The organism is sulfur-oxidizing endosymbiont of Gigantopelta aegis (assembly GCF_016097415.1).
Classification (GTDB): domain Bacteria; phylum Pseudomonadota; class Gammaproteobacteria; order GRL18; family GRL18; genus GRL18.
On record NZ_JAEHGE010000001.1, the window covers coordinates 2,393,442 to 2,407,488 of the forward strand.

Here is a 14,047-nt window from a genome sequence, read left to right on the forward strand (position 1 = left end):
CCCATGTAATTTATCCCTATAAATGATCCTGTCGATCTGTCTCAGATCGAAATAGAATATTTTTGAATATTATCTTAACTGAGAGGGAGTTTGATCAACACAGGGCAAACTAAAGAGCCTTAAAAAGCCATGATACAATTGTTTTATTGAAAACAACCTGTATTGATTATAGTGAAAAAATTACCTCCAATTCCAGAGATACCTGAAGAAGAAAAGACACCGGTAGTCCGATTACTCCTTGCTTTCATGGAGCAACAACAGGAAATCATTCAAAACCAACAGGTTGAAATCGATGCCCTTAAAACAGAAGTTGCTAAGCTTAAAAAGCTACCTCCAAAGCCTAAAATAAGAGCCAGTAAATTGCCAAAGGATGATGACAATGATAATCCGACAGGTCATTCAGGAAGCAAGAAAAACAACTCAGGAAATGGGACTAGTAAAAGTCGTAAACGAAAGAAGAAATTGGCTATTCATAAAACCACCGTTATCAAACCAGATAACCTGCCAGAACATTCACGTTTTTTAGGGTATCAGGATTATTTTGTTCAGGAGCTGCTGATTAAGCCTTTCAATACTCGTTATCGATTGGCTCGCTATAAAACACCCGATGGTGATACCTGTATAGGAAAATTGAGCTTTGATACACATATAGGACATTTTGGCCATACATTACAGAGTTATATCGTTTATCAATATTATCACCAGAGAGTGACTCAGCCATTGATAATACAACAATTAACAGAATTAGGTTTTGATATTTCAACGGGTCAGATCAATGAGATTTTAATCCATGACAAAGACCATTTTCATACTGAAAAAAATACATTGCTAACTGCCGGTATCAACAATAGTACTTATATCCATGTTGATGATACGGGTAGTCGTCATGATGGAAAGAATGGTTATTGTACTCACGTTGGCAATGAAACCTTTGCCTGGTTTTCAAGTACTCGATATAAGAGCCGGATTAATTTTCTACAATTGTTACGAGGTGCTGCTGTTGATTATACGCTCAACGATGCAGCACTTGATTATATGAGAGCAGAAAAATAATGTGGCTATACTTAACCGGACACACAACTTAAAATAACTAAAAGATAAAAAGTGTGACCTAAAATGAATGATCAAACAAAAAACCGAATAAAAGCTATACATCAGAATTTAAAGAATCAGCTGTCAAATTAGCTAATGAGACGGATCAACCCGTTTCTCAGACTGCCAGGGAGCTAGGTGTTAATGTAAATACTCTACATACCTGGATCAGTAAATATTCCAAACCGGTGAAGACGGTAGCCAATAGAAGTGATGAACACATTTATGATGAAGTAAAACGTCTGAAAAAAGAATTGGCAAAAGTGATTCAGGAGCGTGATTTATTAAAAAGGCCACAGCGTACTTTGCAAGGGAAACTTTGTGAAGTACGCATGGATAACTGATCAGGCTAAAGATTACCCGGTAACGATTCTGTGCCGTTTTATGGATGTTTCCCGTAGTTGCTATTATGATTGGGTTAGCTCTCCTAAAACGGATAGAGAGAAAGAAAATGAAGCGCTTACTGAGCAGCTAAAAAACTGTTTGAAGACAGTCGCAAGACTTATGGAACCCGTCGTCTTAAAAGAAAACTGGCTGAAAAAGGCGTTCATATAAGCCGCCGGAGAATTGGTCGATTAATGAAAAAAGCCGGTTTGTTTTGTAAAACGAAGAGACGCTTTAAAGCGACGACTAATTCCAAGCATAATAAGCGTATATCTCCAAATTTACTGGAAAGAGAGTTTACTGTCTCTCAACCTGATCGCTACTATGTGGGTGATATTACCTATATTGCCACCAAGGAAGGCTGGTTATATTTAGCGGTTGTCATTGACTTATTCTCTAGGCAAATTGTTGGCTGGTCGATGGATGAGCGAATGAAAGCCAAGCTAGTCAATGATGCTTTACTGATGGCCATATGGAAGCGTAAACCAATGGATGGATTGCTTTGGCATACTGACCGAGGTAGCCAATATGCCTCTGATAGTCATAGAAAAATATTGTCGGATCATAACATAATTCAGTCTATGAGCCGCAAAGGAAATTGCTGGGACAATGCTGTATCAGAGAGCTTCTTTCATAGTTTGAAAACTGAATTGACGCACCATTGTCGATTCAAAACCAGAGTAGAAGCAAAGCAGGCAATATTTGAATATATTGAGGTATTTTATAATCGGGAGCGACTTCATTCGGCTAATGATTATTTGTCACCAGTCGATTATGAAATACAGCAGGAAATAGCTTAAATCGATTGATTGAAGAGGGGTAAAAGGCGACATAAATGCCGCCCATTACCGTTGACGGCCATCGGCTCCTCAGCCTGTGCCGTGAAGATATTGTAACAGGATCATTACCGTTGTGAAAATACCTTGGGTGAATGGAACGGCTCTATCGTTCCAGAGGGCAAAGCCCTTTCTCTTCATCTGTTTAAAGTTAACATGAGAAACTAAAATGATAGGAAATACAAAATGACAAAAATCACTTGAAACAGCCAAAAAAATATTTAGAAAACTGTCCGGAAAAGTGTTGACACATCAAAATTACCTCACAAGCCATTGAGCGTTATTGAACAAAGTCATCAGACTTGCTTTGATAATGAAGAAGCCTGGAAATACTATCTGCAGAACAATAGTATCATAACACAACGGCATGTTCGCATTGCCACAGAAGGCGCTTTACTGGGGGCATTAATTAACAGTGGCTTTCCAAGTGATTTGGTGATTGTGAGTGATGATGCAGGACAATTTGATATTTTGTTGCACGCATTATGTTGGATACATGCAGACAGAGTGTTTCAGCGGATACTACCACTCAATGAGCGACATGATAAAGAACTGAACTGGGTACATACTCAGATTTGGGAACTATTTTATGATCTCAAACAATATAAACTTGAGCCAGATGATCCGTTGAAGGTATACGTCAAAACTTCCCACGTTGACGTATCATTCCACTTTATTTAAAGGCTGAATTTTTTCAGTCAAATTCCATGGCAACAATTGCTCTAAAGCCTCATCATCATAATGCCTGCCCAGCTTAGGTAACTCAGTCAGAATGTGTGTTAAAAAGGCAAAGGGCTCTAGGTTGTTTGCTTTCGCTGTTTGCACGATTGAATATAAAATAGCACTGGCCTCAGCACCACGAGGATTTTGGTTCATGACCCAGTTTTTGCGCCCAATCACAAAGGGTTTGATCCGCCGCTCTGCCATATTATTATCAATCTGGAGGTTGCCCTCTTCAAGATAGACAGTCAGATACTTCCATTGATTGATCACATAACGAATAGCGACACCCAACTTACTGTCTTTTGTTGTTTTAGTCACTTTATCATCACACCACTTTTTAAAGTCATCCAGTAGTGGTTTGCTTTTTTCCTGACGGATCAGGTAACGTTGTTCAGCATTGAGCGGTTTGATTTGTTTTTCAATCGCATACAATTTAGCAATTTTACTGATCGCCATTTGTACCATGCCAGGCTTTTTCTGACTGTTCTTGGGTAATGCTTTTAAGGCATCATGGAACTTGCGACGAGCATGTGCCATGCAGCCTAATAAAGTGACTTCACTGTTCTCATTTTCGAATATATGATAACCGGGAAAGCCATCCGTTTGCAGGTAACCTGAAAACCCCGTTAAAAAGGCAAGCCGATAAATAAAGGTGTTGATAAATGCGATAAATTAAGCTATTATTCTTGTAAAATCAACATTTAAGGGGATATCTAAATGGATAAAATATCTTCTGATATAAAACAACCAAGAATTCCAGTTGAAATTAACGATATTCAGGTTAATTTTTGCAAAAATCCATTGTGCCAAAATTATGGTGTTCCTGCCAGCACAGAAAGCCAAGTTAAACTCCATAAATCACAAAAAGACTGCTACAAATTATCAAGTGGTAGTCGAAAGCCAGTTACTAAACTGATTTGCAAGTCTTGTAATGAGTTATTCCCAGTTAAGAGCAATCAAGGAATTTGGGATGAATTACAGCGAATTGAAGAATATTTAAAAGAAACTCCAGAGGTGTCATGCCCTGATAATTCATGTAAAAATAATCTCATTAGTATTAAGTTAGGAAAAGAATTTTACCAGTCTTTTGGGAAAACAAAATCAGGTTCTAGTCGTTATCGATGCAAGTCTTGTAAGAAAACATTTTCAGTTAAACAATCTACAACTGGTCAAAAACAGCCTCATAAAAACAATCTTATTTTCAAACTTCTAATGAATAAATCCCCTTTAAGGCGAATCTGTGAAGTTGCTGATGTTGGTATGGCGACTGTTTATGCAAAAATTGATTTTCTGCATAAACAGTGCATGACCTTTGTATCAGAAAGAGAACAGAGGTTAATTAAAAGCAATATAAAGCGACTTTATGTTAGCGTGGATAGACAGGAATATATTGTTAATTGGACAAGACGAGAAGATAAACGAAATATTAAACTTCAGCAATCGGTAGTGCTGACAATGAAACAGGCTACGTATTTCAAATGAATTTAAACTATGATCCTTGTATTAGCCCTATTGAAATAGAAGAAAATGCTTTATCTGTTAATGATTATAATGCCCAATACGCCTATCGAAAACATGCAAGATTCTGGTTGAATGGTGATTATAAAGAGAGTGTGAAAAATTCAAGATCCAAAAGACAAATGGATCATCTTTAAGTGCCGATATATCAGCAACATACAAGGATGCAATTTCTCGTGATGATATAGAAGAATCAGAAGCTCTCTATCAAGTACAAAAATTGCCTCAAAATGGAATGCAGATCCATTCTGAATATACGATGTATGGACATTTCTTTTTTATACATAAATTGTTCAGTGGTGTTGAAAAAATCAGATTCTTTTTAGATCAAGATTCTGGAATGAGAGCAACCTGCTTAACAGCTTTCCATAACGAAATAAAAAATAGAAGCTGTGATGCTTTTTATGTTCGAATAACAAAGGATTTAACTGTTGATGAAAAGCGGAGAACTTTAAATGATTCCAGGAACTATTTTTCAGATCAGCAAAAAGAACACCCTGATTTATCAAAAAATAAAATAAAATTAAAAATAATAAAAGATCGATTAGAAAACATGCAGGAAATTGGAAACTGGAAAGATAAATGGCTTTTACACCCTTTTCCTAATATGTCTGAACCAGAAAAAGCGATTTGTTATCTTACTGATTATGGTGACTATAATGTGGCTATACTTAACCGGACACACAACTTAAAATAACTAAAAGATAAAAAGTGTGACCTAAAATGAATGATCAAACAAAAAAACCGAATAAAAGCTATACATCAGAATTTAAAGAATCAGCTGTCAAATTAGCTAATGAGACGGATCAACCCGTTTCTCAGACTGCCAGGGAGCTAGGTGTTAATGTAAATACTCTACATACCTGGATCAGTAAATATTCCAAACCGGTGAAGACGGTAGCCAATAGAAGTGATGAACACATTTATGATGAAGTAAAACGTCTGAAAAAAGAATTGGCAAAAGTGATTCAGGAGCGTGATTTATTAAAAAGGCCACAGCGTACTTTGCAAGGGAAACTTTGTGAAGTACGCATGGATAACTGATCAGGCTAAAGATTACCCGGTAACGATTCTGTGCCGTTTTATGGATGTTTCCCGTAGTTGCTATTATGATTGGGTTAGCTCTCCTAAAACGGATAGAGAGAAAGAAAATGAAGCGCTTACTGAGCAGCTAAAAAACTGTTTGAAGACAGTCGCAAGACTTATGGAACCCGTCGTCTTAAAAAAGAAAACTGGCTGAAAAAGGCGTTCATATAAGCCGCCGGAGAATTGGTCGATTAATGAAAAAAGCCGGTTTGTTTTGTAAAACGAAGAGACGCTTTAAAGCGACGACTAATTCCAAGCATAATAAGCGTATATCTCCAAATTTACTGGAAAGAGAGTTTACTGTCTCTCAACCTGATCGCTACTATGTGGGTGATATTACCTATATTGCCACCAAGGAAGGCTGGTTATATTTAGCGGTTGTCATTGACTTATTCTCTAGGCAAATTGTTGGCTGGTCGATGGATGAGCGAATGAAAGCCAAGCTAGTCAATGATGCTTTACTGATGGCCATATGGAAGCGTAAACCAATGGATGGATTGCTTTGGCATACTGACCGAGGTAGCCAATATGCCTCTGATAGTCATAGAAAAATATTGTCGGATCATAACATAATTCAGTCTATGAGCCGCAAAGGAAATTGCTGGGACAATGCTGTATCAGAGAGCTTCTTTCATAGTTTGAAAACTGAATTGACGCACCATTGTCGATTCAAAACCAGAGTAGAAGCAAAGCAGGCAATATTTGAATATATTGAGGTATTTTATAATCGGGAGCGACTTCATTCGGCTAATGATTATTTGTCACCAGTCGATTATGAAATACAGCAGGAAATAGCTTAAATCGATTGATTGAAGAGGGGTAAAAAGGCGACATAAATGCCGCCCATTACCGTTGACGGCCATCGGCTCCTCAGCCTGTGCCGTGAAGATATTGTAACAGGATCATTACCGTTGTGAAAATACCTTGGGTGAATGGAACGGCTCTATCGTTCCAGAGGGCAAAGCCCTTTCTCTTCATCTGTTTAAAGTTAACATGAGAAACTAAAATGATAGGAAATACAAAATGACAAAAATCACTTGAAACAGCCAAAAAATATTTAGAAAACTGTCCGGAAAAGTGTTGACACATCACTATGATGAAGACCATCAGGCATGGTTATATAACAAAGCCTCCATGCATGGGATTGATAATTTTTTTATGCAGGTTAGACGTAGATTATCATTATTAGAGCGAGCTATTTCATCTGCCAGCAGTTCTGGCAGAAGGTGGTATGGGTATTCTGCTTACAACCCAAAGAACATTGTTAAGTTACTCGATATATTCCGAGTTTATTATAATTATTGTATTGCAGGAAAAGACAAAAAAACCCCCGCTATGCGTTTAGGTCTGGCAAAAGGCATTGTTAGTCCAGAAGACATCATTTATTTTTCACCTAATTAACTATGAGCCATTATGAATAAAACAATTTTCAAACAACTTAAGAAAGACAAAGGTAACTGGCTCAATGAAACAGAAGTACGCCAGGGATGGATAAAGATTATTGGTGATGCTTTAAATATTCCTTTTCAAATGGAGAGGCAAAGAGTTGATGCCAGTTATAACAGAGTTATTATTGAATTTAAGGATAAGGGCTTATTTAATGGCAGTACTTCCAGTTCTGCATTTAAAAATGCGGTGTTTGATCGCTTAAAAAATATATCCCGACTCGTGCTAAACTCGAATCCCTCGACAATGAGGATTATATTGGAATAGTTACCGATGCAGAGCATATTGCATTTGCACGGTACAGCCGAGGAAAAATAGTTCATGATGCATTATTACCATTAAGTGAATCCAGTGTATCTTTGATAGTTAAGGCTCTGACTGATTGTAAATGGGTTCCTGTTACATCAGAAAATCTAATCACTGATTTTGGTCATAGTTCTGATGCTGGCTGTAATATGTTACAGGCTTTATCTGACGCATTATCAGAGCGACTGGAAAAGAAAAATAATAATAAAATAAAAATGATCTTTGAAGAGTGGAAAGCTCTTTATGGACAAACATCAAATCTTTCCATCAGCCAAGTGAATGGGATTCTTGATAATATTGGATTTCAAGTCAATTTCTCTGAACAAAAAAGTCTGAAGAATTGAAGATCCCTGTTGCACTTTTTGTCATACATACTTACAACTCTCTTTTGATAAAAATTCTTGGTGCAGAAGTTGTTGCCGAACATGCACTAACCACTTATAAAGGATTTATCAGAGAAACAGTCAGCCTTGATGGTCAATTATTAATTGACCGAATGGAATATGAAATTGAACAGGGTAATTTCTTTTCTGGTGCTGGAATAAATGGGTTTGGAGAAGAAGTTATTTTCAGTTGGTATCTTGATGTTGCAAGATTGAAACAACATCAAGCCAAAATAATTGATGGATTAAAAGGTATTTTGCTTTCATTCTCCATGTATAGAGCGGATAAATTAACTTCCGCACGTTCAAAAGATGTTCTTAAGTCGTTTTATCAAGATCTCGTGCCAAATGAGCTACGAAAAAGTCTGGGTGAATTTTATACACCAGAATGGTTGGTTGAAGTCACTCTGGATAGAATCAATGTAAAAAATTTTTTAACTCAACGATTTCTTGATCCAACATGTGGTTCAGCTTCTTTCTTACTGGCTTTAATCAGGAAAATAAAAATACAAGCAACAGATGATGGGTGGGGTGATTTAGAAGTGTTAAAACACATCATAAACAATGTCTGGGGCTTTGATTTAAATCCTTTAGCAGTCCAGACTGCCCGAGTGAATATATTAATCGCTATTTCTGATTTATTAGACAATAACAAAGGAACAGATATAGAAATACCGATTCTTTTAGCGGATGCAGTGTATTCCCCAGCTCGAAATCCTAAAAAGATGAATTGATTGTCTCTTATAAAATTGGTAGTGAAGTAGCCGATCTTGAAATTTTATTGCCTTCAGAATTGGCTTTTGATAGAAGTCGTTTAGATTCCGTATTTTTACTAATGGATAATTTAGTTTCAAAAAGTACTCAGTGGCGTGAGACAGAAAAAAATTAATACAAAAAAATTAATTACATCCAATGAAATGAAAGAATGGAGATCACCACTCAAGCATACTTATGAAAAAATTCTGGATTTACATGAAAGAAACTGGAATGGTATCTGGTTTCGTATAGTGCGTAATTTCTTCTGGTCTGCTATTGCAGGAAAGTTTGATGTGGTTGTTGGTAATCCACCTTGGGTCAGATGGTCAAAATTACCCGAATTATACCGTGAACGTATAAAGCCAACCTGTGATCATTATGGAATTTTCTCAAAAACAAAATTTCATGGTGGAAATGAACTTGATATATCAGGAATGATCACCTATACCGTTGCAGATAAATGGCTCAAAGATGAAGACGGAATTTTAGCATTTGTTATCACGCAAACTCATTTTCAATCACCATCTTCAGCAGGTTTTCGATCATTTTATATCGGAAATAATCAGATCATTCAACCTGTAGGGATTGATGATCTAAAAGCTTTAAAGCCATTTCCTGATGCAGCCAATAAAACAGCTATTTTTATTGCTAAAAAATGCAAAGGTAACACAATAAAATATCCTATACCCTATGCTATATGGGAAGCGGCTAAAGGAAATAAAAAAGCAATCCCTGCTCACCTCACAAAACAAGAAGCTCTTGATTCAGTTGACATTGATAAGTGTGAGGCAACCCCTGTTACGGGAGGTGATTCACCATGGGCTATTACACCGAAAGGTGGTTTTAAAGCATTTAAAAGATCACTGGTGCAAGCACTTGGGTTAACGGCAGAAAAGGAGTAACCACAGAATTAAATGGTATTTATTTTGTAAAAATTATTGATACAAATAAAAATAATAATTTGGTGCAAATTGAAACCTGCCCTGACTTTGGAAGAAATGAAAAAGTAAAACCAGCAAGAAAGTTTTGGATAGAACCTGATTTTCTATATCCTTTAGTTAAGGGGCTGGAGATATACAGGAATGTTATGTCTCAATCAAAAAAGATTTATATGTACTGGTGCCTAATAAGGGGATCACAAAACAGTTATTAGAAGATTGTGAAAATGACATGGAAGACAAACCAAAGTGTGAAGGATTTTTTAGCACCTATCAAGACCAGCTTATTTTAAGATCAACATATAGCAAACGAATGACAGAACACGCACCTTATTTCTGTATTTCAAATGTTGGCAGTTATACTTTCGCACCATTTAAAGTGGTATGGCCTGAACAGCCTGGCAATAAATCATTTAGAGCGGCAGTCATTACAAAAGGTAACGATCCTATCAGTGGTCAAAAAGTTTTTGTTCCCGACCACAAATTGTTTTTTGTTGATTTTTATGATTCAGAGCCAGCCTATTATCTTTGTGGTTTACTAAACAGCTCTACAGTACAAGCTTTTATTGATAGTCATAATATTTCAATTCAAGTGGGTAATGTGTTTAAACACATGAATTTACCAGAATTTGATGCAGATAATAAGAAACATAAAGAGTTATCAGCATTAAGTGAAGTAGCACATAATGAAGATAACAAAATCAAAAGACAAGCATTGTTAAAAACTATTTCTAAACTTGGAAATTCATTACTTTGAGCAAATATGGGTGTTTTTATACAAAAATATCAACACCTTTGTTTATCGGCTTGCCCCATAAAGTGGGTTGGGCTGGTTTGTTCTTTGCCATTGCTTTATCAATGGTATTATTTACAGATTTAAAACTATCAATTGCCTTGTTAACGGGTGCTATTGGTATGGTGCTATCGGGCGTTCTTAAAATTGATGAAGCTTATGAAGCCGTGTCATGGAAAACAGTATTCTTACTGGCTAGTTTAATCCCACTAGGACTTGCGGTTCAATCCTCGGGCACAGCGGGTTGGATTGCTGAACAAACCTTAAAAGTGGTTGGTGATATGCCAGTTTGGGTCATTCAATTGTCCATTGCAATTTTAGCAACATTCTTTACTTTGGTTATGTCCAATGTTGGAGCCACGGTGTTACTCGTGCCTTTAGCTGTGAATATTGCCCTAGGTGTTGAAGGTGCAGATCCTGCGGTTTTCGCTTTAACCGTAGCGATAGCGACATCAAATTCATTCCTCATCCCAACCCATCAAGTAAATGCACTGATTATGGGGCCAGGTGGTTATCGAGTGCCTGACTTCATGAGAGCCGGTGGTATTATGACCATTCTGTTCTTAATCGTTATGACTATCATGATGTCACTGGTATTTTAAAAAATAACAATGATTAAAAAAGGTGGGCATTGCCCACCTTTTTTATGTTTGTCTATTAATTTATAATAAAATATATTTCTTAATAACAGGAAAAAATATTAAAATTATTTTGTGATAATTATGACTTTATTAAACAAATTAAAATTTCCGCTGTTTCTCACCTTACTGCTTATCCCTTTTCAGCTTTTTGCTACTGAAACCGTAGGTACGCACGAACCATTGGATTTGACTTCCAGCCCAATTGGCTACATTGCCTTAGTGATTTTTATGATTGCCTATATTTTTGTGATGGCAGAAGAATATACTCACTTACGTAAATCTAAACCGGTTATTTTTGCTGCGGGCATTATCTGGGCGATGATTGGCTGGGTCTATGCTAATCATGGCATGTCGGAGTTGGCTGAATATGCCGTCAGACATAATCTGCTTGAATATTCAGAACTGATGTTATTCTTGTTGGTGGCGATGACCTATATTAATGGCATGGAAGAGCGTCGTGTTTTTGATGCTTTGCGCTCCTGGTTGATTCGTAAGGGGTTTTCCTTTCGTCAATTGTTTTGGCTAACAGGTATTCTGGCATTCTTTATCTCGCCCATTGCTGATAACCTCACCACGGCCTTATTAATGTGTGCTGTGGTACTGGCTGTGGGTGGTACAAATGCCCGTTTTGTTTCCATTGCCTGTATTAATATTGTCGTTGCTGCTAATGCCGGTGGTGCATTCAGCCCGTTTGGTGATATTACCACCCTAATGGTTTGGCAAAAAGGCATGGTTGAATTCTGGGGCTTCTTTGCACTGTTTATTCCTTCGGTTGTCAATTTCGTTGTGCCTGCTGCGATTATGCACTTTGCCATTCCTGATGAAAAGCCTCAGTCTTCTGATGAAGTGGTCGAAATGAAGCGTGGTGCTAAGCGTATCATTGGCTTGTTTTTATTAACCATTGCGACTGCAGTCAGTTTTCATAACTTCCTCGGTCTGCCACCAGTGATTGGTATGTTGACGGGCTTAAGTTATTTACAGTTCCTGGGTTACTATTTGAAAAAGACCAAGGCTAAGTGTCTGGCACGTGAGCAAGCTTTGAATAAAGATGGTGATAATAATGAAGTGGGTCAATTTGTTGCTTTTGATGTGTTTGTTCCTATTGCGAAAGCGGAATGGGATACCTTGCTTTTCTTCTATGGTGTGGTCTTATGTGTGGGTGGTTTAGGCTTTTTAGGCTATTTGTCTATGGCATCAGAGCTAATGTATACACAGTGGGGTGCAACATCAGCCAATATCGCAGTGGGTGTGTTATCAGCCATTGTTGATAATATTCCGGTAATGTTTGCAGTGCTAACCATGAACCCTGAGATGTCCACCGGACAATGGTTATTAGTGACCATGACCGCAGGTGTGGGTGGCTCATTACTATCCATCGGTTCTGCAGCCGGTGTGGCTCTAATGGGACAGGCACGAGGTCAATATACCTTCTTCGGCCACCTGAAATGGGCTCCCGTCATTGCTCTGGGCTATATTGCCAGTATCATGACTCATATGTGGGTGAATAGCGCCATGTTTTAATAGCAAAGGCCTCAGTAGAAATGAAATCGTAGGGTGCTACTGAGGCACGAAGCGCACCATCAATAGAATAAACTGAACGATATGCTTGATTTATAATAATGCAAGTTCATGACTAAGTGCTTAGGCTATACTTTTTATTATGCCTTAAATTCAACTCATAAGTGCAACACTATGTCATTATTACAAAAACCAAAGCGCGAAAAAATCAGGATGCTTACTCGCAGTAGTTTCTTTCTATTGTTTATCTTTGCGCCTTTTTTAGATATTTTTCGCTTGGATCTCACGCTGGGGCACTTCATCATCTTTGGTCAGCCTTGGACTTTGGGGCTTGATGCTTTTCAGCAAGGGCAGGGCGATGCAGGGTCAGCCGCAATGACTTTGCTTACGCATGCCTTCTTACCCGTTTTATCCTTTATTGCAATCATCAGTTTTATTATCTGGCGTTATGGCCGTATTTATTGTGGTTGGCTCTGTCCGCATTTTTCTATCGTAGAAATCTTCAATGATATGATGCTTAAGCATCTCAACCGAGTCACTTTATGGGAAAAAGCCAGTAAAAAATCAAAGGGTGTTTTACCCTGGCTACTGGTGCTTTTTTCTTGTATGACTATGGCCTTTGTCTGGGCCTTTAGTTTGCTTAGTTACCTCCTGCCACCAGCTGAATTAATTCCGGATCTTTTGAATTTTGAACTGGGTATGGGAGCCACCCGATTTTTATTGGTTGCCACGACTATTTTTACCATTGATTTCTTTTTTGCCCGGCATCTGTTTTGTAAATTTGGCTGTGCAGTTGGTGTGTTTCAGAGCCTTATCTGGATGGCAAATAGCAAAGCAATGGTCGTCAGTTTTGATAAACCCAGAGCCTATGAATGCCAGTCCTGTGATCGCGAATGTGATCGAGCCTGCCCCATGCGCCTACATACCCGCAGTATTAAACGAGCAAAATTTACCTGTACACAATGTGGTCAGTGCCTAAACACTTGTGACCAAGTACAGGCTGACAATCCTGATGGGCGGATTATTAATTGGGTGACCAATGAGAAAGCTCAGGCAGTGGATCGCAATGCGCCCGCTATGGTGGTAAAAGAGATCACTAGTAAGCAATAAAATAGTGACTTTATCGGACAGATTGAAATAAGCCAATTTATCTTTACATTGGTAGGATGTGGTGAAGAACGAACCGCATCAAAGAAGTACACTTAAAGCCATTGATGCGGTTCGTTCCTCACCACATCCTACATCTAAAGTGTAAAAAAGATTTAATCTGTGCCGCTTTATATTTATGCTCAATTAAGATAACATAACATAACATAACCTACTAAATTAGTATGAAATTATCTCTTAATGGAAAAAGTGGAAAAATATTATGTCAGATGCGCACACTTATAATCTTGATTGTCAAAAATGTCAGGTGCAATACAAACTGGATGATGTGGCTTTTGATAAGTCATGCCAAAATAAGCACACTTTTTTGTTTATGTGCCCATCCTGTGGCGATTATAAGGCCACGGCAATGACTAACATTCCACAAGAAAGATGGTCAGAGTTTGTCCCAGCCGATGAATTAGATGATTTATTGGCTAGACATGCCGCTGCAATGAAGAGTCATTAATTCTTACCTTAT

General features: G+C 37.7%; 16 protein-coding genes and 3 pseudogenes. 18 read left to right on the forward strand and 1 reads right to left on the reverse strand.

Annotation, left to right across the window (positions count from 1 at the left end; genetic code table 11):
* Nucleotides 1–171 precede the first annotated feature (171 nt).
* The 3 genes and pseudogenes from JEU79_RS12055 (at nt 172) to JEU79_RS12065 (ending at nt 2,993) form a co-directional block, all read left to right on the forward strand.
* Nucleotides 172–1,053 (forward strand): transposase, encoded by an 882-nt coding sequence (locus JEU79_RS12055; RefSeq protein ID WP_198264325.1) that lies wholly within the window; start codon nt 172–174, stop codon nt 1,051–1,053.
* Nucleotides 1,054–1,130: 77 nt separating this feature from the next.
* A pseudogene (locus JEU79_RS12060) lies at nt 1,131–2,276 on the forward strand (IS3 family transposase); the annotation flags it as partial.
* Between the two features lie 309 nt (nt 2,277–2,585).
* Nucleotides 2,586–2,993, forward strand: coding sequence for a hypothetical protein (locus tag JEU79_RS12065; protein WP_198264326.1), 408 nt, complete (start codon nt 2,586–2,588; stop codon nt 2,991–2,993).
* On the opposite strand, the gene tnpC is transcribed toward JEU79_RS12065, so the two are convergent.
* Nucleotides 2,976–3,704: an IS66 family transposase gene (gene tnpC / locus JEU79_RS12070; protein WP_198265981.1), complete on the reverse strand. Its 729-nt coding sequence runs from the start codon at nt 3,702–3,704 to the stop codon at nt 2,976–2,978. The genes JEU79_RS12065 and tnpC overlap by 18 nt on opposite strands.
* A gap of 48 nt (nt 3,705–3,752) precedes the next feature.
* On the opposite strand from tnpC, the gene JEU79_RS12075 reads away from it, so the two are divergent.
* From JEU79_RS12075 to JEU79_RS12145, 15 genes and pseudogenes are all read left to right on the forward strand, one after another.
* On the forward strand, nt 3,753–4,517 hold the full coding sequence (locus tag JEU79_RS12075) for an IS1 family transposase (RefSeq protein ID WP_198264327.1): 765 nt from the start codon (nt 3,753–3,755) through the stop codon (nt 4,515–4,517).
* A complete protein-coding gene (locus tag JEU79_RS12080) occupies nt 4,514–4,690 on the forward strand; it encodes a hypothetical protein (RefSeq protein WP_198262593.1) in 177 nt (58 codons plus the stop codon). Before JEU79_RS12075 ends, JEU79_RS12080 begins: the two co-directional genes overlap by 4 nt.
* Nucleotides 4,691–4,812: 122 nt before the next feature.
* A complete protein-coding gene (locus tag JEU79_RS12085) occupies nt 4,813–5,250 on the forward strand; it encodes a hypothetical protein (RefSeq protein WP_198264328.1) in 438 nt (145 codons plus the stop codon).
* A 26-nt stretch (nt 5,251–5,276) separates the two neighbouring features.
* A pseudogene (locus tag JEU79_RS12090) lies at nt 5,277–6,439 on the forward strand (IS3 family transposase).
* 277 nt (nt 6,440–6,716) lie between these two features.
* A complete protein-coding gene (locus JEU79_RS12095; protein WP_246540213.1) occupies nt 6,717–7,040 on the forward strand; it encodes a hypothetical protein in 324 nt (107 codons plus the stop codon).
* A gap of 12 nt (nt 7,041–7,052) precedes the next feature.
* Nucleotides 7,053–7,352 carry a hypothetical protein gene (locus tag JEU79_RS12100; RefSeq protein WP_198262483.1) on the forward strand — a complete coding sequence of 100 codons (300 nt, stop codon included), beginning with the start codon at nt 7,053–7,055 and terminating at the stop codon, nt 7,350–7,352.
* Between the two features lie 92 nt (nt 7,353–7,444).
* Nucleotides 7,445–7,735, forward strand: a complete 291-nt coding sequence (locus tag JEU79_RS12105; RefSeq protein WP_198262482.1) for a hypothetical protein — start codon at nt 7,445–7,447, stop codon at nt 7,733–7,735.
* Between the two features lie 44 nt (nt 7,736–7,779).
* Nucleotides 7,780–8,508, forward strand: coding sequence for an N-6 DNA methylase (locus JEU79_RS12110; protein WP_198264329.1), 729 nt, complete (start codon nt 7,780–7,782; stop codon nt 8,506–8,508).
* Entirely contained in the window at nt 8,505–8,663 is a 159-nt protein-coding gene (locus JEU79_RS12115) for a hypothetical protein (RefSeq protein ID WP_198262479.1), read from the forward strand. Before JEU79_RS12110 ends, JEU79_RS12115 begins: the two co-directional genes overlap by 4 nt.
* Before the next feature lie 28 nt (nt 8,664–8,691).
* Nucleotides 8,692–9,432, forward strand: a complete 741-nt coding sequence (locus JEU79_RS12120; RefSeq protein WP_198264284.1) for an Eco57I restriction-modification methylase domain-containing protein — start codon at nt 8,692–8,694, stop codon at nt 9,430–9,432.
* A 268-nt stretch (nt 9,433–9,700) separates the two neighbouring features.
* Nucleotides 9,701–10,225: a hypothetical protein gene (locus JEU79_RS12125; RefSeq protein WP_198264586.1), complete on the forward strand. Its 525-nt coding sequence runs from the start codon at nt 9,701–9,703 to the stop codon at nt 10,223–10,225.
* Between the two features lie 53 nt (nt 10,226–10,278).
* A pseudogene (locus JEU79_RS12130) lies at nt 10,279–10,863 on the forward strand (SLC13 family permease); the annotation flags it as partial.
* A gap of 120 nt (nt 10,864–10,983) precedes the next feature.
* The gene (gene nhaD / locus JEU79_RS12135; RefSeq protein WP_198264330.1) at nt 10,984–12,423 is read left to right on the forward strand and encodes a sodium:proton antiporter NhaD; all 1,440 of its coding nucleotides are present in this window, start codon (nt 10,984–10,986) and stop codon (nt 12,421–12,423) included.
* A 171-nt stretch (nt 12,424–12,594) separates the two neighbouring features.
* Nucleotides 12,595–13,530 (forward strand): 4Fe-4S binding protein, encoded by a 936-nt coding sequence (locus JEU79_RS12140; protein WP_198264331.1) that lies wholly within the window; start codon nt 12,595–12,597, stop codon nt 13,528–13,530.
* 259 nt (nt 13,531–13,789) lie between these two features.
* Nucleotides 13,790–14,035, forward strand: coding sequence for a hypothetical protein (locus JEU79_RS12145; protein WP_198264332.1), 246 nt, complete (start codon nt 13,790–13,792; stop codon nt 14,033–14,035).
* Nucleotides 14,036–14,047: the final 12 nt, after the last annotated feature.

Coding starts and splice junctions, on each gene's coding strand:
- JEU79_RS12085 (WP_198264328.1), top strand. CDS start 4,813: ATGTATGGACATTTCTTTTTTATACATAAATTGTTCAGTGGTGTTGAA.
- nhaD (WP_198264330.1), top strand. CDS start 10,984: ATGACTTTATTAAACAAATTAAAATTTCCGCTGTTTCTCACCTTACTG.
- JEU79_RS12075 (WP_198264327.1), top strand. CDS start 3,753: ATGGATAAAATATCTTCTGATATAAAACAACCAAGAATTCCAGTTGAA.
- JEU79_RS12100 (WP_198262483.1), top strand. CDS start 7,053: ATGAATAAAACAATTTTCAAACAACTTAAGAAAGACAAAGGTAACTGG.
- JEU79_RS12125 (WP_198264586.1), top strand. CDS start 9,701: ATGGAAGACAAACCAAAGTGTGAAGGATTTTTTAGCACCTATCAAGAC.
- JEU79_RS12080 (WP_198262593.1), top strand. CDS start 4,514: ATGAATTTAAACTATGATCCTTGTATTAGCCCTATTGAAATAGAAGAA.
- JEU79_RS12140 (WP_198264331.1), top strand. CDS start 12,595: ATGTCATTATTACAAAAACCAAAGCGCGAAAAAATCAGGATGCTTACT.
- JEU79_RS12120 (WP_198264284.1), top strand. CDS start 8,692: ATGAAAGAATGGAGATCACCACTCAAGCATACTTATGAAAAAATTCTG.
- JEU79_RS12145 (WP_198264332.1), top strand. CDS start 13,790: ATGTCAGATGCGCACACTTATAATCTTGATTGTCAAAAATGTCAGGTG.